The 22,119-nt window shown below is 62.8% G+C and carries 20 protein-coding genes and 1 pseudogene; 11 read left to right on the forward strand and 10 right to left on the reverse strand.

Annotated features, from left to right (window positions below; all coding sequences use genetic code 11):
* The first annotated feature begins 173 nt into the window (after nucleotides 1-173).
* The 5 genes from GA0061105_RS04950 (at nucleotide 174) to queF (ending at nucleotide 4,972) form a co-directional block, all read left to right on the forward strand.
* A complete protein-coding gene (locus tag GA0061105_RS04950) occupies nucleotides 174-2,363 on the forward strand; it encodes an anthranilate synthase (RefSeq protein ID WP_092748485.1) in 2,190 nt (729 codons plus the stop codon).
* Between the two features lie 99 nt (nucleotides 2,364-2,462).
* Nucleotides 2,463-2,702, forward strand: a complete 240-nt coding sequence (locus tag GA0061105_RS04955) for a hypothetical protein (RefSeq protein WP_064695947.1) — start codon at nucleotides 2,463-2,465, stop codon at nucleotides 2,700-2,702.
* A gap of 11 nt (nucleotides 2,703-2,713) precedes the next feature.
* On the forward strand, nucleotides 2,714-3,394 hold the full coding sequence (locus GA0061105_RS04960) for a DUF2161 domain-containing phosphodiesterase (protein ID WP_092748487.1): 681 nt from the start codon (nucleotides 2,714-2,716) through the stop codon (nucleotides 3,392-3,394).
* Between the two features lie 199 nt (nucleotides 3,395-3,593).
* A complete protein-coding gene (emfA, locus tag GA0061105_RS04965) occupies nucleotides 3,594-4,508 on the forward strand; it encodes a CDF family cation efflux transporter EmfA (RefSeq protein ID WP_064695824.1) in 915 nt (304 codons plus the stop codon).
* The gene (gene queF / locus GA0061105_RS04970) at nucleotides 4,508-4,972 is read left to right on the forward strand and encodes a preQ(1) synthase (RefSeq protein WP_064695825.1); all 465 of its coding nucleotides are present in this window, start codon (nucleotides 4,508-4,510) and stop codon (nucleotides 4,970-4,972) included. Before emfA ends, queF begins: the two co-directional genes overlap by 1 nt.
* Nucleotides 4,973-5,098: 126 nt before the next feature.
* On the opposite strand, the gene GA0061105_RS04975 is transcribed toward queF, so the two are convergent.
* Entirely contained in the window at nucleotides 5,099-5,857 is a 759-nt protein-coding gene (locus tag GA0061105_RS04975) for a DUF2076 domain-containing protein (protein WP_092748489.1), read from the reverse strand.
* Nucleotides 5,858-6,089: 232 nt separating this feature from the next.
* On the opposite strand from GA0061105_RS04975, the gene GA0061105_RS04980 reads away from it, so the two are divergent.
* From GA0061105_RS04980 to leuA, 4 genes are all read left to right on the forward strand, one after another.
* Nucleotides 6,090-6,674 carry an ATP-dependent Clp protease proteolytic subunit gene (locus GA0061105_RS04980; RefSeq protein WP_012484690.1) on the forward strand — a complete coding sequence of 195 codons (585 nt, stop codon included), beginning with the start codon at nucleotides 6,090-6,092 and terminating at the stop codon, nucleotides 6,672-6,674.
* A gap of 177 nt (nucleotides 6,675-6,851) precedes the next feature.
* Nucleotides 6,852-8,051: a benzoate/H(+) symporter BenE family transporter gene (locus tag GA0061105_RS04985; protein ID WP_092749029.1), complete on the forward strand. Its 1,200-nt coding sequence runs from the start codon at nucleotides 6,852-6,854 to the stop codon at nucleotides 8,049-8,051.
* A gap of 61 nt (nucleotides 8,052-8,112) precedes the next feature.
* On the forward strand, nucleotides 8,113-8,238 hold the full coding sequence (locus GA0061105_RS33735) for a hypothetical protein (RefSeq protein ID WP_280949905.1): 126 nt from the start codon (nucleotides 8,113-8,115) through the stop codon (nucleotides 8,236-8,238).
* A gap of 155 nt (nucleotides 8,239-8,393) precedes the next feature.
* A complete protein-coding gene (leuA, locus tag GA0061105_RS04995) occupies nucleotides 8,394-10,112 on the forward strand; it encodes a 2-isopropylmalate synthase (protein WP_092748491.1) in 1,719 nt (572 codons plus the stop codon).
* A gap of 284 nt (nucleotides 10,113-10,396) precedes the next feature.
* Here leuA and GA0061105_RS05000 read toward each other — a convergent pair whose 3' ends face one another.
* The 4 genes from GA0061105_RS05000 to GA0061105_RS05015 all read right to left on the reverse strand — a co-directional run bounded on the left by GA0061105_RS05000 (nucleotide 10,397) and on the right by GA0061105_RS05015 (nucleotide 13,563).
* Entirely contained in the window at nucleotides 10,397-11,239 is an 843-nt protein-coding gene (locus GA0061105_RS05000; RefSeq protein WP_092748493.1) for an anti-sigma factor family protein, read from the reverse strand.
* 1 nt (nucleotide 11,240) lies between these two features.
* A complete protein-coding gene (locus GA0061105_RS05005; protein WP_092748495.1) occupies nucleotides 11,241-11,750 on the reverse strand; it encodes an RNA polymerase sigma factor in 510 nt (169 codons plus the stop codon).
* 185 nt (nucleotides 11,751-11,935) lie between these two features.
* The gene (locus GA0061105_RS05010) at nucleotides 11,936-12,496 is read right to left on the reverse strand and encodes a tetratricopeptide repeat protein (protein WP_092748497.1); all 561 of its coding nucleotides are present in this window, start codon (nucleotides 12,494-12,496) and stop codon (nucleotides 11,936-11,938) included.
* 158 nt (nucleotides 12,497-12,654) lie between these two features.
* Nucleotides 12,655-13,563 carry a metallophosphoesterase family protein gene (locus GA0061105_RS05015; protein ID WP_064695831.1) on the reverse strand — a complete coding sequence of 303 codons (909 nt, stop codon included), beginning with the start codon at nucleotides 13,561-13,563 and terminating at the stop codon, nucleotides 12,655-12,657.
* Nucleotides 13,564-13,633: 70 nt separating this feature from the next.
* Here GA0061105_RS05015 and GA0061105_RS05020 point away from each other — a divergent pair, with 70 nt between their 5' ends.
* On the forward strand, nucleotides 13,634-14,113 hold the full coding sequence (locus tag GA0061105_RS05020; protein ID WP_064695949.1) for an NUDIX domain-containing protein: 480 nt from the start codon (nucleotides 13,634-13,636) through the stop codon (nucleotides 14,111-14,113).
* 6 nt (nucleotides 14,114-14,119) lie between these two features.
* Here GA0061105_RS05020 and GA0061105_RS05025 read toward each other — a convergent pair whose 3' ends face one another.
* Nucleotides 14,120-15,103 (reverse strand): glutathione S-transferase family protein, encoded by a 984-nt coding sequence (locus GA0061105_RS05025; RefSeq protein ID WP_092748499.1) that lies wholly within the window; start codon nucleotides 15,101-15,103, stop codon nucleotides 14,120-14,122.
* 225 nt (nucleotides 15,104-15,328) lie between these two features.
* Here GA0061105_RS05025 and GA0061105_RS05030 point away from each other — a divergent pair, with 225 nt between their 5' ends.
* A complete protein-coding gene (locus GA0061105_RS05030) occupies nucleotides 15,329-15,901 on the forward strand; it encodes a GNAT family N-acetyltransferase (protein WP_082929042.1) in 573 nt (190 codons plus the stop codon).
* Here GA0061105_RS05030 and GA0061105_RS05035 read toward each other — a convergent pair.
* The 4 genes and pseudogenes from GA0061105_RS05035 to GA0061105_RS05050 form a co-directional block, all read right to left on the reverse strand.
* Nucleotides 15,898-16,314: pseudogene (locus GA0061105_RS05035) on the reverse strand (GNAT family N-acetyltransferase). The gene GA0061105_RS05030 and the pseudogene GA0061105_RS05035 overlap by 4 nt on opposite strands.
* 2 nt (nucleotides 16,315-16,316) lie before the next feature.
* Nucleotides 16,317-18,386, reverse strand: coding sequence for a hypothetical protein (locus tag GA0061105_RS05040; protein ID WP_092748501.1), 2,070 nt, complete (start codon nucleotides 18,384-18,386; stop codon nucleotides 16,317-16,319).
* A 1-nt stretch (nucleotide 18,387) separates the two neighbouring features.
* Nucleotides 18,388-21,201: a DUF4159 domain-containing protein gene (locus GA0061105_RS05045; RefSeq protein WP_092748503.1), complete on the reverse strand. Its 2,814-nt coding sequence runs from the start codon at nucleotides 21,199-21,201 to the stop codon at nucleotides 18,388-18,390.
* Complete coding sequence (locus tag GA0061105_RS05050) at nucleotides 21,198-22,118, reverse strand: DUF58 domain-containing protein (RefSeq protein ID WP_064695835.1); 921 nt, start codon at nucleotides 22,116-22,118, stop codon at nucleotides 21,198-21,200. The genes GA0061105_RS05045 and GA0061105_RS05050 overlap by 4 nt, the downstream gene beginning before the upstream one ends.
* Nucleotide 22,119 lies beyond the last annotated feature (1 nt).

Consider the following 22,119-nt stretch of genomic DNA (forward strand, 5'->3'; position numbering starts at 1 on the left):
AACAATTTTTCTATGATCAAGTCTGTGAACATCGCTGTTTGGTGGTGGGCTCGCTGAGGCGGCCTCGACCAATCGTGTTCAAAGACGACGACGAGTGAGCCGCCCGAAACTTCGAGGCGGCTTTTTTGTTTTATCGCCGCCTGTCGTCCGGGCCCCGATAACGGAGTGGAACTATGGTAACGATCCTGCGGGATGATGGTGCGGAAATCTACGAGACCAAGGGCGGGATATCAGTCACGCGGCAGCGGCGGGCAATCCCCTATGGCGATGCGGTCTCTTCCTATATCGACAAGCTCGACGAACGCCGCGGCGCGGTGTTCTCGTCGAACTACGAATATCCCGGCCGTTATACGCGCTGGGACACCGCCGTCGTCGACCCGCCGCTCGGCATTTCCTCCTTCGGGCGCGACGTCTGGATTGAAGCCTATAATGAGCGCGGCGAGGTGCTCCTCGGCTTCGTGACGGAGCGGCTGAAGACGGTGTCGGAGCTCGAGCTTGGCGCCGCCTCGGCACGCCGCCTCGATCTCTCCGTCAAGGCACCCGACCGGGTGTTCACCGAGGAAGAGCGCTCGAAGATGCCAACGGTCTTCACAGTGCTGCGCGCCGTCACCGACCTCTTCCACTCACAGGCGGATGCAAGCCTCGGTCTCTACGGCGCCTTCGGCTACGACATCGCCTTCCAATTCGATGCGATTGACCTGAAGCTGACGCGGCCCTCCGATCAGCGCGACATGGTCCTCTATCTGCCGGACGAGATCCTCGTCGTAGACAACTACGCCGCCAAGGCCTGGATCGACCGTTATGATTTCGAGAAAGACGGCGTGACGACCGAAGGCAGGGCCGAAGCTATCGCGCCGGAGCCCTTCAAGCAGACGGATGCCATTCCGCCGAAGAGCGACCACCGGCCGGGTGAATATGCCGAACTCGTCACCAAGGCCAAGGAAAGCTTCCGCAAGGGCGATCTGTTCGAAGTCGTGCCTGGGCAGAAATTCATGGAGCGCTGCGAAAGCAAGCCCTCCGACATTTCCAAGCGGCTGAAGGCGATCAATCCGTCGCCCTATTCCTTCTTCATCAATCTCGGCGATCAGGAATATCTGGTCGGCGCATCGCCCGAAATGTTCGTGCGTGTGTCCGGCCGTCGCATCGAGACCTGCCCGATCTCGGGCACCATCAAGCGCGGCGAAGATCCGATCGCCGACAGCGAGCAGATCCTGAAGCTCCTGAATTCCAAGAAGGACGAGTCCGAGCTCACCATGTGTTCGGACGTCGACCGCAACGACAAGAGCCGCGTCTGCGAACCGGGCTCCGTCAAGGTAATCGGCCGCCGGCAGATCGAGATGTATTCGCGCCTCATCCACACGGTCGACCATATCGAAGGGCGGCTGCGCGACGACATGGACGCCTTCGACGGCTTCCTGAGCCATGCCTGGGCCGTTACGGTCACCGGCGCGCCGAAGCTCTGGGCGATGCGCTTCATCGAGAGCCATGAAAAGAGCCCGCGCGCATGGTATGGTGGGGCAATCGGCATGGTCGGTTTCAACGGCGACATGAATACCGGCCTGACGCTGCGCACCGTGCGCATCAAGGACGGTATCGCCGAGGTGCGCGCCGGAGCGACGCTGCTGAACGATTCCATTCCAGAGGAAGAAGAAGCCGAAACCGAACTGAAGGCCTCCGCCATGCTTTCCGCCATCCGAGACGCCAAGATAGGCAATTCCGGTAAAGTCCAGCGCGATGTCGCAAGCGTCGGCAAGGGCGTCAGCATCCTGCTCGTCGATCATGAGGACAGCTTCGTCCACACGCTCGCCAATTATTTTCGCCAGACGGGCGCGACGGTTTCGACCGTGCGCACCCCGGTGCCGGAGGAGATCTTCGACCGGCTGAATCCCGATCTCGTCGTGCTGTCGCCCGGCCCCGGCACGCCGAAGGATTTCGACTGCAAGGCGACGATCAAGAAGGCGCGGGCGCGCAACCTGCCGATCTTCGGCGTCTGCCTCGGCCTGCAGGCGCTCGCCGAAGCCTATGGCGGGGAACTGCGCCATCTGGCGCTGCCGATGCACGGCAAGCCATCGCGCATCCGCGTGCTGGAGCCGGGCATCGTCTTCTCCGGCCTTTCGAAGGAGGTGACGGTCGGCCGCTATCACTCGATCTTCGCCGATCCCTCGACGCTGCCGCCTGAGTTCATCATCACGGCGGAGAGCGACGATGGCACGATCATGGGCATCGAGCATGCCAAGGAGCCGATTGCAGCGGTGCAGTTCCATCCGGAATCGATCATGACGCTCGGCGGCGATGCCGGCATGCGGATGATTGAGAATGTCGTGGCGCATCTGGCGCGTAAGGTGAAGACCAAGGCGGCTTGACGCAGCTCCATCTCGCCCCTTTTCCTGCGCGGATAGGCGAGGGTTGACTCTGTCAGGCAAATCAGAACATTTCCAGAACGATCAACCGGGAATTATCGCGTGGCCAATGCCGAAAAGTTCATCGTCCTTCCTTATCGCAAGAACCGCGGCAATCTCGTGCCCGGCGAAATGCGCCAGGCCTCGAACGCCGTCAGTGCGGAGAAGATCGCCTCGGCGATGGCCGAGCGGTTCGTCGGCGTCGCCGCCTATGCCGTCATCGTCGATGAGGAAACCGGTGACATGAGCTCGCCGCGACTGCTTGCGCGATATGGCGAGATTGCCGACCTCAACGCCGCCTGAGACGCGGCTTTATGGAGACGTCGCTCTACCTGCCGGTCAAAGCCTTTCTGGAGGCGGCCGGTTATGTCGTCAAGGGTGAGGTCGCAGGATGCGATCTGGTCGGCTTGAGCGACGGTGAGCCGCCGGTCGTGGTGGTCTGCGAACTCAAGCTTTCCTTCAATCTCGAACTGCTTCTTCAGGCGGTCGACCGGGCTGCAATGAGTGATGAAGTCTGGATCGCGGCGCGCGTTTCGGCCAAGGGGCGCGGGCGGGAGGCTGACAAACGTTATCGAGATCTTTGCCGGCGGCTCGGCATCGGCATGCTCGGTGTCTCAGACGGCGGCGAGGTCAGCGTCATCGTCAGTTCGGTCTCGCCGATGCCGCGGACCAACCCGAAGCGGCGCACGCGCCTCGTCAAGGAGCACCAGCGGCGTCGCGGCGATCCCGCCGTCGGCGGCGGATCACGGGCGCCGATCATGACCGCCTATCGCCAGCAGGCGTTGCTTTGTGCTTCGGCTCTCGATCGGGGAATAGTAAGGCCACGAGATATGAAGGCGCTGACGCCAAAGGCCGGTCCGATCCTGCGCGACAACGTCTATGGATGGTTCGAGCGTCAGGAAAAGGGCGTCTACGCCCTGACGCCGGCCGGGCAGGCCGCTCTTCTGCGGTGGCCGCAATCCGTCCAGTCCGATCCCGCTCCTTCGACGCCGTAGCGGGAACGCCCATCGTCCGCCCGTGCTGCTGTTCTGTCGGGGCGGCCACAGCTGTGAAGGATGCGGCATTCTCCTTTGACAAATCCTCAATCATCGCCCATATCACCCTCAACTGGGCCGCCTGCGCGACATCGCGTGGGCGGTTTTGCATTTCAATGGCCTGGATCCTGCTATTCACTCGCAACCGCAGGAGGACGACATGAGCGACAACGGCGATCTTACGGTTCGGAAGCTGGCGATGTGGGGCATCCCGCTGTCGCTCGGCGTCATGGGGCTGAAGATGGTGGCCTGGTGGGTGACCGGCTCGGTGGCGCTGCTATCGGACGGGCTCGAATCGATGGTCAACGTCGTTGCCGCCTTCATCGCCTTCTTCGTCATCCGTTATGCGCAGAAGCCGGCCGATCATGACCATCCCTTCGGCCATCACAAGGCGGAATACCTGTCCGCCGTCACCGAAGGTGTGCTGATCGTCGTCGCCGCGCTGCTGATCGTCAAGGAGTCCATCGGCTATCTGGCCGAGCCGCGCATGCTCGATGCGCCGGTGCTTGGCCTTGCGATCAACTTTGCGGCAGGCCTCATCAACGCGGTCTGGGCGCGGCTCTTGATCCAGACCGGACGCAAACATCGCTCGGCGGCGCTTGCGGCGGATGGGCAGCACATCATGTCGGATGTGGTGACCTCCGTCGGCGTGCTCATCGGTCTGCTGCTGGCGCTGGCGACCGGTTATGCGATCTTCGACCCGGTGCTTGCCATCCTTGTTGCCGTCAACATCCTCTATCAGGGGTGGAAGGTGATATCGCAATCGATCGGCGGGCTGATGGACCAAGCGGTGGAGCCGCAGGAGGAAGAGGCGATCAAGCAGGCGATCGCCACCCACGCGGTGGGCTCGATCGGCGTGCATGATCTGAAAACCAGGCGGGCAGGCACCGTCACCTTCATCGATTTTCACATGGTGGTGCCCGGCTCTATGTCCGTTCGGCAGGCGCATGATATATGCGACCGCCTTGAGGATGCCATCAGTGCGGTGCATGAGGGCGCCAAAATAGCCATTCATGTGGAGCCGGAGGGTGAAAAGGCCCATGGTATCCGCGTCAAAGTCGTCAAGGAGGCATGATGCCGAATACAGATGTTTCCAGCCTGTCGATGCTGGGCCAGCAGACCGAAACCGCGAAATCGCCGGAGGACGCGGTGCTGGAAAAAGTGCCGTCCAATCATGCTGGCACCGATTACGTGGTGCGCTTCACCGCGCCTGAATTCACCTCGCTCTGCCCGATGACCGGGCAGCCCGATTTTGCCCATATCGTCATCGACTATATTCCGGGCGAATGGCTGGTGGAATCGAAGTCGCTGAAGCTCTTCCTGCATTCCTTCCGCAATCATGGCGCTTTCCATGAGGATTGCTCGATCTACATCGCCAAGCGCATCGTCGAGCTGCTCGATCCCAAGTGGCTTCGGATCGGCGCCTATTGGTATCCGCGCGGCGGCATTCCGATCGACGTCTTCTGGCAGACGGGCAAGCCGCCGGAAGACGTGTGGCTGCCTGAGCAGGGCGTCGCCACCTATCGTGGACGTGGGTGAGCCGCGGTGTCGCCAAAGGCGGCAGCAATCGATCCAGTGAATCGATTGCAGCGGCGAACGCCCTGAGCCATCGCGAAGGGCCGGGCAACGCTGCGGCGACCGCTGCCCGTCTTCACCCGTTAAACGTCAAACATCCGTAACGTCGGCGGACGAGTCGTCGCTGTAATCGTCGCCGTCGTCATAATCGGCTTGCTGCACATTGTCGTCATTGTCATTGCCGGCATTGTCCGATGCCTGGCGGGTGTCGTCGTTGCCGAAATAATTGTTGATGACGGTCTCTTCGGTGGGGGCGCTGGCATTGCCGAAGGGGTTGGCGCCGAAGGGCGAGCCCCAGCCGAGTGAGGACATGTGGTTGCTGAAGATGCCGCTCAGCGAATTGGCAAGCAGCATGCCGCCGGCCACACCGGCCGCCGTGCCGAGCGCGCCGCGCAGGAAGCTGCCGCCGGCAGACGGCGCGGAGGCCTGCTGGCTCCACGGGCCGCTCGGCTGCTGCGGCGTCTGGCGATCGTAGCCGCGCGGCTCGTCGTAGGCGCGGGACGGCTGACCCCAAGGGCCCGGGTTGGAGGGGACAGGCGCGGGCTGCTGCGTCTGGGTATTGCCGAAGATTGAGCTCAGGAAACCGCCGCCCTGTTCGGCCTGGCGGTGCTCGCTGGCTCCGGCTTCAAACTGCCGGACGCGCTCCTCGAGTTCCTTGATGTGGTTGGCGGCTGCTTCCAGCCCCTTTTCCTGCACGATGACGGCCTGGGCGAGATAATAAGTGGCGGACGGCTGCTCGCGCGTCGCCTGGTCGATCAGGGCTTCGGCCTCGTGGTCGCGCGGCTGGGCTTGCGCGGTGCGCACGCGGTCGAAGAGGGCGGTCAGCAATTGGCGTTCTTCCGGTGACATGTCCGGTCTCCTGTTGATTTCATTTGGCGGTTGCCACGTGAGAGGTGAGGTAGGAACCGATTCCGGCTTTTCAAAGCCTTCCAACCGTTACATTTCAGTAAGGCTTGCGGAACGGCGCGCGGCTTCTTAAGGATATCTCCAGCGCTTCGCTGCCTTGTGTTTTTCCCGCATTGTTTTAGGCATTGAGTCGCACTATGTGCGAGGAACCCGAATTCATCTCCGAGAGGTTCGAATGAACGACGAAGAACAGGACGACAAGACGAAGGAACTGCCGCTCGGCAAGGAAACGGAGGCGAATCTTTTCAAGTCGCGTTCGATCTTCATCTATGGACCAATCAATCAGGAACTGGCGCAGAAGGTCTGCTCGCAGCTCGTCGCACTTGCTGCGGCTAGCGACGAAGACATTCGCATCTATGTCAATTCGCCCGGCGGCCACGTCGAATCCGGCGATTCCATCCATGACATGGTCAAGTTCATCAAGCCGAAGGTCTGGATGATCGGCACGGGCTGGGTCGCCTCCGCTGGCGCGCTGATCTATGTAGCGGCTCCGAAGGAGCAGCGCCTGTGCCTGCCGAATACGCGCTTTCTGCTGCACCAACCGTCGGGCGGCACGCGCGGCATGGCATCCGACATCGAGATCCAGGCGCGCGAGATCATCAAGATGAACGAGCGCCTGAACAAGATCATGGCTGCGGCCACCGGCCAGCCGCTCGACAAGATCGCCAAGGATACGGACCGCGACTATTGGCTCTCGGCCGAAGAGGCGAAGGACTACGGCCTCGTCTCGCGGATCGTGACGTCGCAGGCCGACATCTGAGCTTTCTGAGCAGGAGCAGTTAAAAACCGCCCTTGCCTGCCGACCGCAGGCGAGGGCGGTTTGTTTTTTGGACTGGTGCTTGCCCACAGGTGGGCTGGACGAAAAGAGCCGAATTCGGACTTGCGCGCGCCGCAGCCCTCATGCTCCATGCGCATTCCCGCAGCCCGCGAGTCCGTCATGCTCAAAGATTTTTCCGTCCAGGCTCTGTTCATGGGTCTGCTGACCGCTTTCGTCGGTTCCGCCAGCTCTTTTGCCGTCGTGCTGCACGGGCTGCGGGCGGTCGGCGCCACTGAGGCGCAGGCGGCTTCGGGGCTGATGGCATTGTCGATCTCGATGGGGATCTGCGCGATCATGCTCAGCGCCGTGACCCGCTTGCCGATCAGCATCGCCTGGTCGACGCCGGGCGCGGCACTGCTGGCAAGCACCGGTGCGATCGAGGGCGGCTTCAATGCGGCGGTCGGAGCGTTTCTCATCTGCGCTGCGTTGATCGTCATTGCCGGGCTGTTCAAGCCGCTCGGGCGCGCGGTTGCCGCCATCCCCGCGCCACTCGCCAATGCGATGCTCGCCGGCGTGCTGATCGGCCTCTGCTTCGCGCCGGTGAAGGCAATCGGCTTCAATCCGCTGCTCGGGCTGCCGATCGTTATTTCCTGGATCGTGGTCGGCGCCTTCAAGCGGCTCTGGGCGGTGCCGGCCGCTCTCGCAGCCTTCGTGCTGGTGCTTGCCTTCGGCGTCGATATTCCCGACGGCGCCTTCGCTTCGCTCGAGCGATCGCTGGTGCCGACGGTGGAAATCGTCCGGCCGGCGTTCAACCTCGGCGCTTTCATCTCGATCGCGCTGCCGCTGTTCATCGTCACCATGGCCTCGCAGAACATTCCGGGCATCGCGGTGCTGAAGGTCAATTTATACGACCCAAAGCCTGGTCCGCTCTTTGCCGTCACCGGTTTCTTCTCGCTGCTCTCTGCGCCGTTCGGCGGCCACGCCGTCAATCTGGCGGCGATCACGGCCGCTATGTGCGCGGGCCACGATGCCCATGCCGATCCGAAGCGGCGCTATTGGGCCTCGCTGATCGCCGGCGTCGGTTATGTCATCCTCGGACTGCTTGCCGGCGCGGTGACGGCCTTCGTGGCGCTCGCGCCTCCCGTGCTGATCGAGGCGGTGGCGGGGCTGGCGCTGGTCGGCGCCTTTTCGTCCTCGGCGATGTCGGCTTTCCAGGCGCCGGAATCACGCGAGGCGGCGGCGATCACCTTCCTTGTCACCGCATCCGGCGTGTCCTTCGGCGGTATCTCAGGCGCCTTCTGGGGATTGATCGCCGGCGGGCTGATGCTGGGGCTGTTGCGCCTGGTGAAGATGTCGAAAGATCGCGCGCAGCCGAAGTAACGAAAGACGAGCGGACCGCGAGGGCTTGTCAGTTCTGCCGCCCGAGGTTATAAGCGCGGGCATGAAGACCACAGGCGCCAGAATTTCCGACACGATTGCACGCGGCCGCATCGCCCTGCGTGACAACTCGCGCGCCCTGACCTCGCTTCTTCTTCTCGGCCTTACGCGCGGTTGCCGGGTCCTGTGAGGAGCGCCCGGCGGCCGAAAGCCCGCCCGGCCATCGCTCCTCGCGACTCATTCCAAAATTGACCTAACGACCGACGAAGGTCCGCATTTGTTTATCGCCAAGCCCGATGCGATCGGCTAAGAGGCGGGGCAAATGCCGGACGAGGAGACAAGATAATGGACAACACCACCAGCCGATCCTCCGCCAAGGGCATGCCCGATGCCGCGGTGAAATACCGGCCCTATCCGCAAGTCAACATTGCCGACCGGACATGGCCGACGAAGACCATCACCAAGGCGCCGGTCTGGTGCTCGGTCGACCTGCGCGACGGCAACCAGGCGCTGGTCGACCCGATGGGCCATGACCGCAAGGCGCGCATGTTCCATCTGCTGCTGGAGATGGGCTTCAAGGAAATCGAGATCGGTTTCCCCTCGGCTTCACAGACGGATTTCGACTTCGCCCGCTGGTGCGTGGAAGAGGGCAGCGTGCCCGACGACGTCTCCCTGCAGGTGCTGGTGCAGTGCCGCCCGGAGTTGATCACCCGCACATTTGAGGCATTGGAAGGGGCAAACCGGCCGATCGTACATTTCTACAATTCGACCAGCGAGCTGCAGCGCCGCGTCGTTTTCGCCAAGGATGTGCAGGGCATCAAGCAGATCGCGGTCGATGCCGCCAAGATGATCACCGACATGGCGGCCAAAGCCGGTGGCGGCTATCGCTTCGAATATTCGCCCGAAAGCTTCACCGGCACCGAGCTGGAGGTGGCGCTGGAAATCTGCAACGCCGTCATCGAGGTGGTGAAGCCGACGCCCGACAACAAGCTCATCATCAACCTGCCTTCCACGGTCGAGATGGCGACTCCGAACGTCTATGCCGACCAAATCGAATGGATGTGCCGTAATCTCGACAACCGCGAGAATCTGATCGTCTCGCTGCATCCGCATAATGATCGGGGTACAGGCATCGCCGCCGCCGAATTGGCCTTGCTGGCCGGCGCCGACCGCGTCGAAGGCACGCTGTTCGGCAATGGCGAGCGCACCGGCAATGTCGACGTCGTCACCATGGCGCTCAATATGTTCACGCAAGGCGTCGATCCCGGGATCGACTGCTCGAACATCGAGCGCATCAAGGAAGTGTTCGAATATTCGAACCAGATGGCGATCGCCGAGCGTCATCCCTATGTCGGCGAGCTGGTCTATACCGCCTTCTCCGGTTCGCATCAGGATGCGATCAACAAGGGCATGAAGGCTGCGCAGGTTGCCAACGATCCGGTGTGGGAAGTGCCGTACTTGCCGATCGATCCGCGCGATGTCGGCCGTTCCTACGAGGCGATCATCCGCATCAACTCGCAGTCCGGCAAGGGCGGCATCGCCTATATCCTGCAGCAGGATTACGGGCTCAACCTGCCGCGCAACCTGCAGGTCGAGTTTCGCGAGGACATCCAGCGCATCACCGACGTAGAGGGCAAGGAGCTTCCCTCGAAGCGCATCTACGATCGTTTCATCGAGCGTTACGTGACGCAGCCGGAGGCGCGCCTGAAATTCGTCGACCACCACACCTATCCCGACACTGAGCGCAAGGGCCAGCGGATCGTCGCTGCCGAGATCACCGACAATGGCGAGATCAGGCGCATCGAAGGGCGCGGCAACGGCCCGATCGACGGCTTCATCAACGCGCTGTCGCACTATCTCGGTATCGAGATGTCGGTCGAGGACTATTCCGAGCATTCGCTGCAGCACGGCTCGAACGCGGCGGCAATCTCCTATGTCGAAACCTCCTATCCCGGCGGCAAGCTCTTCGGCGCCGGCATCAATACCAACATCGTCGCGGCATCGCTTGAGGCGATCGTTTCGGCGGCCAACCGGGTGCTCGAAGTGAGGGCCGGCAGGGCCTGATCGAATAGGTTCAGGCCGCGATCGTTTTGCTACGACGCGGCCTCACGATTAGGTTCGCTTCGTTTGGTCTGTAATGAAAGGCGTGCCGTGTGGCCCCCTCATCCGACCCTGCGGGCCACCTTCTCCCGCTGGGGAGAAGAGGGGGCGAGCGTGCGCCCACCGTCCTTTCGGCGCCCTTTTGCTGATGAGAGGAATCGAGACGCTGCGGCATTTCCTCTTCTCCCCAGCGGGGAGAAGGTGCGCCGGCAGGCGGATGACGGGGCCGCTGGCGCTGACAGATCACGTCAAATCGCGGTGGCGATCTCCATGGCGAGCTGGCCGAGGGTTGCCTCGGCGGAGGGGCCGGCGAGGACATAGGATGTGCCGGCATTGTGCCAGGTCACCAAGCCGATCTCGTCCTTGATCGTTTCCTTGAAGTCGTCGGTCTCAGGCGGCTGGGCGTCCTTGCGGAAGCAGATCGAGATGATGTCGCCATCATTGTTGGAATAGACGAGCTGCCCGACGGGGCGGCTGTCGCCGAGAATGACGCGGGCTCCCTGGAAAGTCCAGGATTCGCCGCTGAGATCGGGAACACGGAAGGGCACGCCGATCGCGGTCGTCAGCCAGCTGGAGATTTCTTCGGCCTGTGAGGCCGGCACTTCGACAAGGTGACGCGGCTGGCGGATCAGCAGGCGCTGATAGGCGGTGACGTCGCTCAGCCAGTCACTGGTATTGGCCGGCGCCGTGGCGGAGGTCGTGGTGGCAATTTGATCTGCATCCGGGGCGGCTCCGGCAAAGTAGCCAATGCCGCAACCGACGACGAAGAGGATAAGAGCGGCTGCCAGCGCCTGTGGGCCGCTCGGGGCCAGTTTCACCTGCGGACGCGTGGCGCGCTGGGCGACCGGCGTCTTTGGCGGCTGCGTGCTCTTGATCGAGCGGACAAGGGCGAGGGGCACCGGCTCCTTCAGCACATCGTCGAGCCGGCGGCGGCCGAAATCGGCGCCGTGGCGCAGCTTTTCGTAGAGCCGGCGCGCATTCTCGTCGCTTGCCAGGCGCTGCTCCAGTTCGTGGCGCTGTTCGGGCGAGACCTCGCCATCGAGAAGCGCGGTGAGCTGAGCTTCGAGCGGCAATTTCCTAAGATCGAGCAATTTAGTACCTGTGGATCGGGTGGGTGCCGGCAAGTCCGGCGAAATGCAACCTTGCCGTGGCAAGTTGGGAGACGACGCTTGCCGCGGAAATGCCCATAATGTCGGCTGCCTGCTGATAGCTGTGCCCCTCGACATCGACGAGCAGGAAAATCGAGGAAACGCCGTCCGGCATTTCGGCGATCATGCGGTGGATGGCGTCGGGATCGACCGAAGCCGAGCGTTCGCGCGCAGCCTCTCTGATATCGGTGACGTTGCCGCGGGCCGACGCTTTCGGCTTGCGCTTGCGGCTGTCCTCGGCCCACTGCTGGCGCGCAAGCATGTAGATCCAGCTTTCCAGCCGGCCTTCGCCGTTCCATTGATGCCCCTTGGCAATGGCACGCAGACAGACAGCCTGGACAAGTTCGTCGGCCACGCCAGCTTCGCCCGCGAGCGTGATCGCGAAGCGGCGAAGGTGGGGCAGGAGGCCGACGAGATCACGCCGGAGGTCGATGGTTGTTGCGGGCTGACGCATTGTCTATCCAAGAAGCATTCACAATGGTTTCGCGGACGATGGGATCGCCATCAGACGCGAAACCGGCTTGATCGGCACCGAAGATGCATGTGCTTTATGAAGCAAATCTACTGCACTTCGCAAGCATTCGGTCATCTTATCCCCTTTCCCAAGGGGTTTTCGTAATCTAGCCCGCAAAACTTGCGTCAATATGTCCTGTAGCCGTTCAAGCTTTGCAGCAGGGCGCGATAGGCCCAGCTCTCTTCGCCGCCGCGGTCGCGAATTTCGACGAGCTGAACACGAGCCCCCTGGATGTCTCCCTGTTCCACCAGCGCCATGCCCATATAGGAGCGGGCGAGGATATAATTCTCATCTGCCTGAATCGCCTTGCGGTAATAGGACATGCCGAGCTCCATGCGGCCCGCCTTGCGATTGGCATAACCGAGATAGTTCAGGATGCGCGGGTCGTTCTGATTGCGCGCAAGGTCGAGCACGGTGATGGCATTCTCATACTGACCGGCATAGGCGAATTCGCGGGCGAACTTATAGAGATCGTCATCGTTGAAGCTGCTCTTCTTCGGGGTGACGCATTCCTTCTTGGCCTTGTCCCAGACCTTGCCGCCGGTGCAGGTCTTGGTGGTCTCGGTCTTCGGCGGCGGATTGGTGTCATCGTTGCCGCCGCCGACCGCGAAAGCGGCCGTCGCAATGCCGAACGCAAACCCGGCGGCAAGTGTCGCTCTGCAGAGGCGATGAAAGGGGGAGGTCATTGGCGGCTCCGTTCTGATGCGATGCAGTTGCGCGGATTGTACGCTTACCGGTAAAAATACCAAGAGGGTAAGCCGCCTCCACGACAAATGTTGCGGCGGTGGTGGGGCGCTTTTCGAGATTGCTTCAAGTGGTGCACAGAAAGAGTCCGAAATCTGAGCTAAGGCGCGAAAATGTCGACGCTTTCCGGCATCACCGCGTCACCCGTCCTATTCAGGCTGAAGCGCTCGCCAGTGAGTTCCCAGGCGCCCGGAGCACCATCGATGAAGAAGAGATTGTAGGCAGCCGGCGGCTTGACGCTGCCCGGTCCCTGTGAGGCCGAGGCGATGCCCACGACCGGAACCGGCTGCACCTGTCCGCGCAGCCAGTGCAGCGTATTCAGATGCGTGTGGCCGTGCAGCACGAGCTCGGCGCCGCCGGTCGAAATCACGGCCGCGAAGCGGCGGATGCCGATCATGCGCTTGTGGAAGGCGGTGGCGCCGCGGATCGGCGGATGATGGATCATGACGACGCGGAAGAGGCCGGCTTCGCCGGCCGCGCGTAGCATGTTCACTGTTTCGCGGGCCTGCCTGGCGCTGAAAAATCCCGAGGCGGCGAAGGGTGGCGTGGCGACTGCCGTGGAGCAGCCAACGATCGCAACTTTGTCGCGGACGCGCAGATAGGGAAAGATGCGGCGGTCTTCCTGCCATTGCGGCGGGGCGAGGTCGCCGCGGACATAGTCGTACCAGGCGCGCATCGACTTCTCGTAGGCGCCCGGCACATAGGCGTCGTGATTGCCGGGGACGACCGAGGTGTCGGCGGGATCGCCGAGCGCGCGTAGCCAGGCGGCGGCGGCGCGGATCTCGATGCCGCTCGCCAAGTTGACGAGATCGCCGGTGACGGCCAGGTGATCGGCCTGACGAGCGCGGATGTCGTCGAGCAGCAGATCCAGCGTGCTGCCGAAAAGGTGCTTGCGTCGATTTCGATGCCAGTTCACAAAGCCGGTTATGCGTTTTGAAAACAGCTCTTGAATGGAAAGACGGGGCAGCGGTCCGAGGTGGACGTCGGAAATATGCGCGAGCTTGAACATGCTACGAGACATAGACCAGCTTATTGACAAATCAAACACATCCGGCGCGACGAAGAGCCGAAACGGAACGATCGTGGATAAAGAGAAGCGGCCCCCTCACATCAGGTTCGCCTTGCGCCTCCTGCATGTCTATTTCTCCTTCGCTCGCGGCATGACGATGGGTGTCAGGGCCGCCTGCTTCGACAAGGAGGGCCGGATTTTCCTCGTACGCCACAGCTATATTGGTGGCTGGCATATGCCTGGCGGCGGGCTGGAGCGCAATGAAACGGCAGAAGAAGCGCTGGTCAAGGAATTGCGCGAGGAGGGCAACCTCAGGATCATCGGCAAGCCGCAGCTGATCCAGGTCTATTACAACACCAGCACCACAAGACGCGATCACGTCGTGTTCTACCGGGTGACCGTCGAGCAGACCGCGCCGCGGCCGCCGGACTGGGAGATTTCCGACAGCGGGTTCTTTTCGCTCGACAGCCTGCCCGAAGGCACGACCGAGGCGACGTATCGCCGCCTCGCAGAACTTCGTGGCGAGCAGGAGCCCGATCACCGCTGGTGAGAAGCTTCAGGCATTCAGCTTGGCGCGGCCATGCGGGCTGTCGAGATCGAGCCCCGGGCCGACGGGCACGATGCCGGTCGGGTTGATCGTCTTGTGGCTGCGGTAATAATGCTGCTTGATGTGCGTCAGGTTGACCGTCTCGGCAACGCCTTCGGTCTGATAGAGGTCCCTGAGATAGCCGGGCAGGTTGCGGTAATCGGCGATGCGGCGAATGTTGCACTTGAAGTGACCGACATAAACGGGGTCGAAGCGCACCAGCGTCGTGAAGAGGCGCCAGTCGGCCTCGGTCAATCTGTCGCCGAAGAGGTAGCGGCACTTGCCCAGGCGTTCGTCGAGAATAGCGAGCGTTTCGAACAGCTTGCCGACATTTTCCTCGTAAGCTTCTTGAGTTGTGGCGAAGCCCGCCTTGTAGACGCCGTTATTGACAGTGTCGTAGACAGTGGCGTTCAGCGCGTCGATTTCGGCACGCAGATCCTCCGGATAATAATCGGCCTTCGAGCCCGTTAGTGCGTCGAAGGCGCTGTTGAACATGCGGATGATCTCGGCCGATTCATTGTTGACGATCGTGCCGGTCTTCTTGTCCCAGAGGACGGGAACGGTGACGCGGCCGGAATATTGCGGATCGGCCTTGACGTAGATCTGCCAGAGGGTGGCGGCGCCGAACAGGTGATCGCCGGTGGCGCCGTCACCGACCGTGAACTCCCAGCCGTTTTCGAGCATCAGCGGGTCGACGACGGAGACGGATATCAGGTCCTCAAGCTTCTTCAGCCGGCGGAAGATCAGGGTGCGGTGCGCCCAGGGGCAGGCGAGCGAGACATAGAGGTGATAGCGCCCGGGCTCGGTCTTGAAGCCGCCGCTGCCTGAAGGTCCTGCGGCGCCGTCTGCCGTCACCCAGTTGCGGAACTGCGAGGGCTGCCGTTTGAACTGGCCCTTGCTCGCCTTCGTGTCGTACCCGACGTCATGCCAGACGCCATCAACCAGCATTCCCATTATCCTCATTCCCCAATTCGCGTGTCGAGATCGAAGTTAGCTGAGATAGTGGGGCTTTGCAGGCGGTAAAGATTGAACAGTGCGTCACGCCGTTCATGCGCGGCATGATCCGCAGTGCTGCGGGTGCATTTTGCGTTGGACGACGGAAATTTTTCCTGCTATCGGCCTTTTCACGATTTGAGAGACCTGCCTGATGTTCATTTCCAGAAACCCGCGACGACGCTGATGCTCCCGAACGCCCAGGGCGTGTTCGAGACCCATCAATCTGTCCATCCGGTTTCTGTCATCATGTACAAGCACGATCTCGTCTATTTCACCGAAGACGCGTCTCATGACGCCGCCATTGAACACATTAACGAAGAAGCCTTCGGTCCGGGCCGGTTCACGCGTGCCGCCGCGCGCATCCGCGAGCAGGGGCCGCATGATCCTTCCCTTTCCTTCATCTGCGCCGATGATGGCGAGACGATCGCCTCCGTGCGCATGACGCCGGTGCTGGCAGGCACGGTGAAGGGGCATCTTCTCGGCCCGCTTGCAGTCCGACCCTCGCACAAAAATATAGGCATCGGTCGGGAACTGGTTCGGATCGCGGTGGAAGCTGCACGGCGCAAGGGTTCGGAAGCAGTCATCCTCGTCGGCGATCCACCCTATTACGGCCCGCTGGGTTTCGAGAAAGTGGCCTATAACGCGCTTGCCTTTCCCGGCCCCGTCGATCCCGGCCGGGTACTCGTCGTTCCGATTGCCGAGGGCGTGCACGAGCGGCTGAAGGGCATCATTGCTTGGCGTGATAAGTCTTTTTAGAGGCTTTTCCGAAGGAAACTGCGCGTTGGCCTTGCGGGAAATCCTCGAGTTCACCGAAGACTTCATAGCCCTGCCGCATATAGGCGTGGAGAGCCTGCGGGTTGAACGGATCGATCCAGGCGCCGCGGCACCCCCGAGCTTTCGCCTCTTCTTCCGCCTTTGCGAGTATTCTGCCAGCAAGAACGGTGCCGCGCAGCGTATCGGGGATATGGAGCATCTGGGTGAAGAGCCAGCCCCAGGCGGTATAGCCCGAAAGGCCGCCGGTCACCTTGCCGTCTGTATCGCGGATGAGGATGGCGAGCGGACGGCGATCTGAAGGGCCAACATCGCTATCGTTGAAAGCCGAGAGCGCGTCGGTGATCACCGCGAGTTCCTCGGGGGATGGCGAAGGCGGTGAGTTCGACGTCCGGCATAACTACCGGCCCTCGCGCCACCACATGGCGCCGAAGGCGAAGAGCAGGATGCCGACGCCGGCGAAGCCGGCAAAGAGCGGCAGAGTGTTGATGCCCTTCAGGACGGTCTCATTGGTCATGCGGATCATCATGCGATCCTGGTCGGAGACGCGGACTTGGCCCCGCACCGGCAGGATCGGCGGGACGCTGACCGCGCCACTTTCACTGACGACGCGGGTAACGAGGCCCTTGCTTCTATCGGTAACCGGCCTCAGCACATCCGTCGTCGAGATCATCGCCTTGAATTCCGGCGCATCGACGGCACCGATGTGAACGAGCGTCGAAAGCGGGCCGTTGCGGATTTCGAAGAGGCCGATCTCGTCCATCCGCTTCTCCGCCTTGTAGAGCCCGGGCTCAGTCTGGGTGAGCGGCAGGGTTTCGGTCTTGCCGGAGGGATAGCGCACCGTGGCGTTGCCTGGATTGTCGCCAATCGTCTGGCGGGTAACTTCAAGAGTGCGGCCGGAGGCGCGCGCAGTCAGGGCTTCTTCCTCCAGCGCCGGTTCCTTCATCAGCCAATGGGCGACGCGGCGATAGAGCGAGACATTGGGGCCGCCGCCTTCGAAGCCGCGCGCCCAGAGCCAGCCCTGATCGGAGAGCAGCATGGCGACGCGGCCTTGGCCGGAGCGGTTCAGCACCAGAAGCGGGTGGTTGTCGGCACCGAGCATGATCGTCTCGCCTTCAGGCTTCTCGACGTCGACGCTGCGGAACCAGCGGCCCCAATGCGGCGGATCCTCGCCCGAACCGTCCAGGCCACGCGTGACGGGGTGTTTGCGACCTTCCTCGGAAAGGCGGGGATAGAAGGCTTTCTCGATCATCTGGCCGGTCGGCATTGCCGGCAGCACCGCGGAAAGCGGCGTCACCGCGATGGAATCGGGGCCGGCATGTTCGGGACCGGCGGCGACCAGCAGCGCGCCACCGTTTTCGACATATTGCGCGATGTTGTCGTAATAGAGCAGCGGCAGCACACCACGATGCTGGTAGCGATCGAAGATGATCAGGTCGAAATCCTTGATCTTGTCGACGAAGAGCTCGCGCGTTGGGAAGGCGATCAGGGAGAGCTCGTTGATCGGCGTGCCGTCCTGCTTCTCCGGCGGGCGCAGAATGGTGAAGTGGACGAGATCGACAGAGGCGTCGGATTTCAACAGGTTGCGCCAGGCGCGCTCGCCGGCATGCGGCTCGCCGGACACGAGCAGGACGCGCAGATTCTGCCGGATGCCGTCGATGACGTGGACGGCCCGGTTGTTGGCGGCGGTGACTTCGCCCGGAAGCTCCGCGACGGAAAATTCGAGGACGTTGCTGCCGCCGCCCGGCACCTTGAAGGAGAAAGGTGTGTCCTGGCCGGGTGTCGCCCGCAGGGTGGCAATCTCGTTGCCGTTCAGCTTCACTGTGACATCGGCGGTGCCGCCGGGGCTCGGGCCGTCATCGAAGACGCGCAGAATGACCTGCTGCTCCTCGTTGACAATGCCGAAACGCGGGCCCTTGATGACTTCGATGCGGCGATCGAATTCGTTTGCCTTGCCGGTCACGAGGCCGTGGATCGGCGCGTCGAAAGCGAGTGCTTGATTGGCGGCAGGAACGTCATGGATTTCCCCGTCAGTCAACATGATGGCGCCGCCGACGCGGGCAGGCGGGACATCGGCGATGTTCGCCGACAACGCGTCGAACAGACGGGTGGCAGGCACGTCGGAGTTGACGTCGCCTTCGACATCGACGAAGCGGGGTTCTATCTGGGGAAAGCGGGCAAGCTGTCCCTTCAAGGCCGCAAGCGCCTCGTCGGTCATCGCTATGCGGTCGGGCGTCTGCTGGCTCTGGCTGCGGTCGACGATGACGGGGACGATCGTCGACAGTTGATCGCGGTCTTCCTGCAGCAGCACGGGATTGGCAAGAGCGGTCAGCAGCGCCGCCGCTGCCAGCGTTCTGATCCAGGCGCCGCGGATACCGCGCCAGATCGCAAAAGCGGCGATGAGGGCGCTGACGGCGGCAAGTGCGGCCAGAATCGGCCAGGGCAGGAAGGGCGAAAAATCGAAGGTCATCTCATTGCCCTAACCGTTCGAGCAGGTCGGGAACATGAACCTGGTCGGTCTTGTAGTTGCCGGTCAGCATGTACATCATGATGTTGACGCCGGCGCGGTAGGCATATTCACGTTGCGCTTCATCGGATGGAACGGTCGGCAGCATCGGCACCCCGTTGTCATCGACTGCCCAGGCGCCGGCGAAATCATTTCCGGTGATGAGGATCGGCGAAACGCCGTCGGCCGTTGCTGCCGATTTTTCGCTTGGCTCGCGACCGCCCTGCCGGGCCTCGATCCAGAGGGCACTGCCGGCATAGCGACCGGGAAAGCTCGACAGGAGATAGAAGGATTTCGTCAGCACGTGATCTGATGGCACCGGCTCGAGCGGCGGAATGTCGAGATTGGCCAGGATTGCCTGCAGCCTCTCGCCGTTGGCACTGACATTCCCGCCATTGTCCAGGGCGCTGATCTGGTCACGCGTGTCGAAAAGCACCGTGCCGCCATTGCGCATATAGGCGTCGATGCGGCTGATCGCCGCCGACGACGGCATCGGCGCCGTTGCCGACACCGGCCAATAGATGATCGGATAGAAGGAGAGCTCGTCCTTGGTAAGATCGAGACCCACGGGCGGCGCCGGTTCTAACGTGGTGCGGAAGGTCAGGAACTGGGTCAGACCTTCAAGGCCGCGATCCGATATATTGTCGACTTCCTGCTCGCCCGTGACGACGTAGGCAAGATGCGTGTTATCAAGTCGCTGCAGGATGAGATCATCGCCAGGCCGGGAGTCGTCGGCATGAAGCGTGCCGGGCTGTGCGAGAAGGCCTGCCGCAACGGCGATCGCGATCATCGCCGCCGTGCGACCAGCCGGGCGCAACCTCGAGAAGGCGCCGTTCATGAAAAGCACGATCAGGCTATCGGCCAGCAGCAGCAGAAAGGCCGCGAGAAAAAGCGCAGGTTTTGCCGACCAGCTTTCGCCGCCGATCAGGCCTTCACGCACTGCATTTATCCCCGTCGCGTCGAGCGGCTTCAATTCGGCATTCTCCGGCAGCACGTTCAAGGAGGTGAAACCATCCTCGGAGCCGTAGAGCCCCGGCGGGTTGTCGAAATTCGCCGTCGGCTCGACTCCGGCTTTCGGAATGAGCGGCCGCGCCGAACCCGTCTCGGAGACGAGCGTGCCCTTGGCCGTCAGCATGCGGAAGGGCGGCAGGGTTTCGGAGACACGTGCATTGCCGCGCGTTTCCGAAGTCACGCCGCCCGAGCGTGATATCTGCAGAAGGTGGCGCAGCATATCGACGAAAGTGCCCGAAATCGGCAGATCGGACCAGGTCGCTTCCGCGGTAACATGGAAGAGGACGATCTGGCCGGATGCGAGCTGTTTCATCGTGACCAGCGGCGTGCCGTCGGCGAGGCTTGCCCAGGTGCGTTCGGCAAGGTCGGGTGTCGGCTCGGCGAGCACCTGCCGTTTGATGACGACATCAGCGGGTCGCGGTATGCCCGCGAATGGCCCGGTGCTCGGAAATTCGGCAAGCGACTGTGGCTCGCTCCAGGACAGGGTGCCGCCCAGCGCCCGTTCTCCCTGGCGCAGGATGACCGGAATGAGCGGATCGTCGGCAGGGGCCGCCGCCATGCGCGGACCGGCGAAACGCAGGAGCATGCCGCCGTTCGATATCCAGCGCGTCAGAGGTTCGTAGGTCTCCTCCGGCAGGCGGCCGATATCGGCCATGATGATGATCGAAGGGTTGCTGACGAGAAGTTTCGGTATCGCGACGGCCAGATCTGAATCTGTAGGCTGGATGAGATCAGCATAGGGCTGCAGCGCCCGCTGGATGTAGTAGAGCGGCGAGAGCAGCGGTTGGAATTCATCGGCTCCGGTACCTGACAGCAGGACGACGCGTCGGCGCTTGAATGCGTCGTCGAGCAGGTGGACCGCGCCGGCCGTCGCGCCGCTGTCGACGCTGATGCGGGCGAAATCGTTACGCATCTCGAAGGGAGCGGTGATCGAACTCGTGGCGACGCTCTGGCCGGGGCGGAAATCTGCCCTGCCGTTGGCGATCGAGCGGCCCTGGGCATCGACCGCGTTCAACGCCACGGATGCGGGGCGCGAACTGTCGAGCCGCGTGACCTTGACTGTCATGGCGTCGGCCGCATTGTTGGCCCCGGTGACGGCAACTGTTCTCGTGGCATCGCCTGCGATCAGGCGCAGATCGGCGGGCTGGAGCTCGGCAAGCCTGCGCACCGTCGGGTCATCGGTCGTGGCGGCGGCACCATCGGTGAGGAAGGCGAGAGTGCCGGGCTTGACGCCGTTCAGAGCCGCGCGCAGCGCCTGAAAAGCGCGCTCGCGGTCCGGGACCAGCGGCCGCGGTTCCGCCGCGCGCAACTTGTCACGGGCGCTCGCTGCCGTGCCCGGCACGGCGTCGTTTGTGGGATCGGCGGTGAAAGTGATCGACACGGGCATACCTGCGGATTCCGCATCGTCTACCAGCGCGTCGGCGGTCTGGATGCGACGCTCCCAATCGGGCGCCGCCGCCCAGCTGTTGTCGACGAAGAGCACGAGCGGGCCGCCCGATGCGAGCGAATTGGTGCGCGGATTGAAGACGGGATCAGCGATCGCAAGGATGATCACGGCGGCGAGCAGCATGCGCAGCAGCGTCAACCACCAGGGGCTTTGCGCCGGCGTTTCCTCGCGCTTCAGCACCGACGCAAGGATCTTCAGCGGCGGAAAGACCTCCGTTTTCGGACGCGGTGGCGTCAGCCGCAACAGCCACCAGATGACCGGCAAGGCTATGAGAGCGCCGAGAATGGCGGGATAGGCGAAAGCGAAGGGAAGGGCGTTCACAGCTGCCCTCCATGTGTTGCCTTGGCCGGCATGCCGGAGAGATACATATGCACCGCGACCAGCGCTTCGGAGGCAAGATGATCGGTGCGGTGGGTCGTGAAGGTCCAGCCGAGGTGGCGTAGCGACTGGCCGAGGCTCTCCCTTCGGGCGAGGTAGGCGTTGCGATAGGCCTCGCGGATGTGTTCGGCGCGGCCGGAGATGAGCTTGGTCCCCGTCTCCGGATCGGCGAATTCGGTGCGGCCGCTATAGGGAAATATCTCTTCGGCCGGGTCTGATATCTCGACGACGTGGCCGTGCAGGCCGCGGCGGGCAAGCGGGCCGAGCCGCTCCATGATTGCAGGCGCGTCGTCGAGGAAGTCGCCGATGAGCACGAGATCGCTCCAGCCGCGGATCATCCCAGTTTCCGGCAGACCGCCCGCCAGCGGCGCGTGCACGAGTGCGGCTGCGAGGCGTTCGGCGGCATTGCGGGTGGAGGCAGGCTCCATGATGCCAGGGCAGCCGATGCGCTCGCCGGAGCGGGCGAGGATTTCGGCAAGCGCCAGCATGACGACCAGCGCCCGGCTTTCCTTGGAGACGGTGCCATAGCTCGATTTGTACATCATCGAGGGCGACATGTCGCACCATAGCCAGATGGTGTGCGCCGCCTCCCATTCGCGCTCGCGCACATAGGTATGGTCGTCGCGGGCGGAGCGGCGCCAATCGATGCGCGACAGGCTCTCGCCCTCGGCATAGGGCCGGAACTGCCAGAAATTCTCGCCGATGCCGCGCTTGCGGCGGCCATGCCAGCCGGCGATCACAGTGTTGGCGATGCGCTTGGCTTCCACCAGGCAGTCCGGCATCAGGGCCGCCCGCTGCCTGGCGCGGGAAAGGGCATCGCTGCCTGACGTCGGATTGACGATCTGTCCGATAGATGCCACG

This window comes from Rhizobium aethiopicum (assembly GCF_900094625.1).
Taxonomy (GTDB): Bacteria; Pseudomonadota; Alphaproteobacteria; order Rhizobiales; family Rhizobiaceae; genus Rhizobium; species Rhizobium aethiopicum.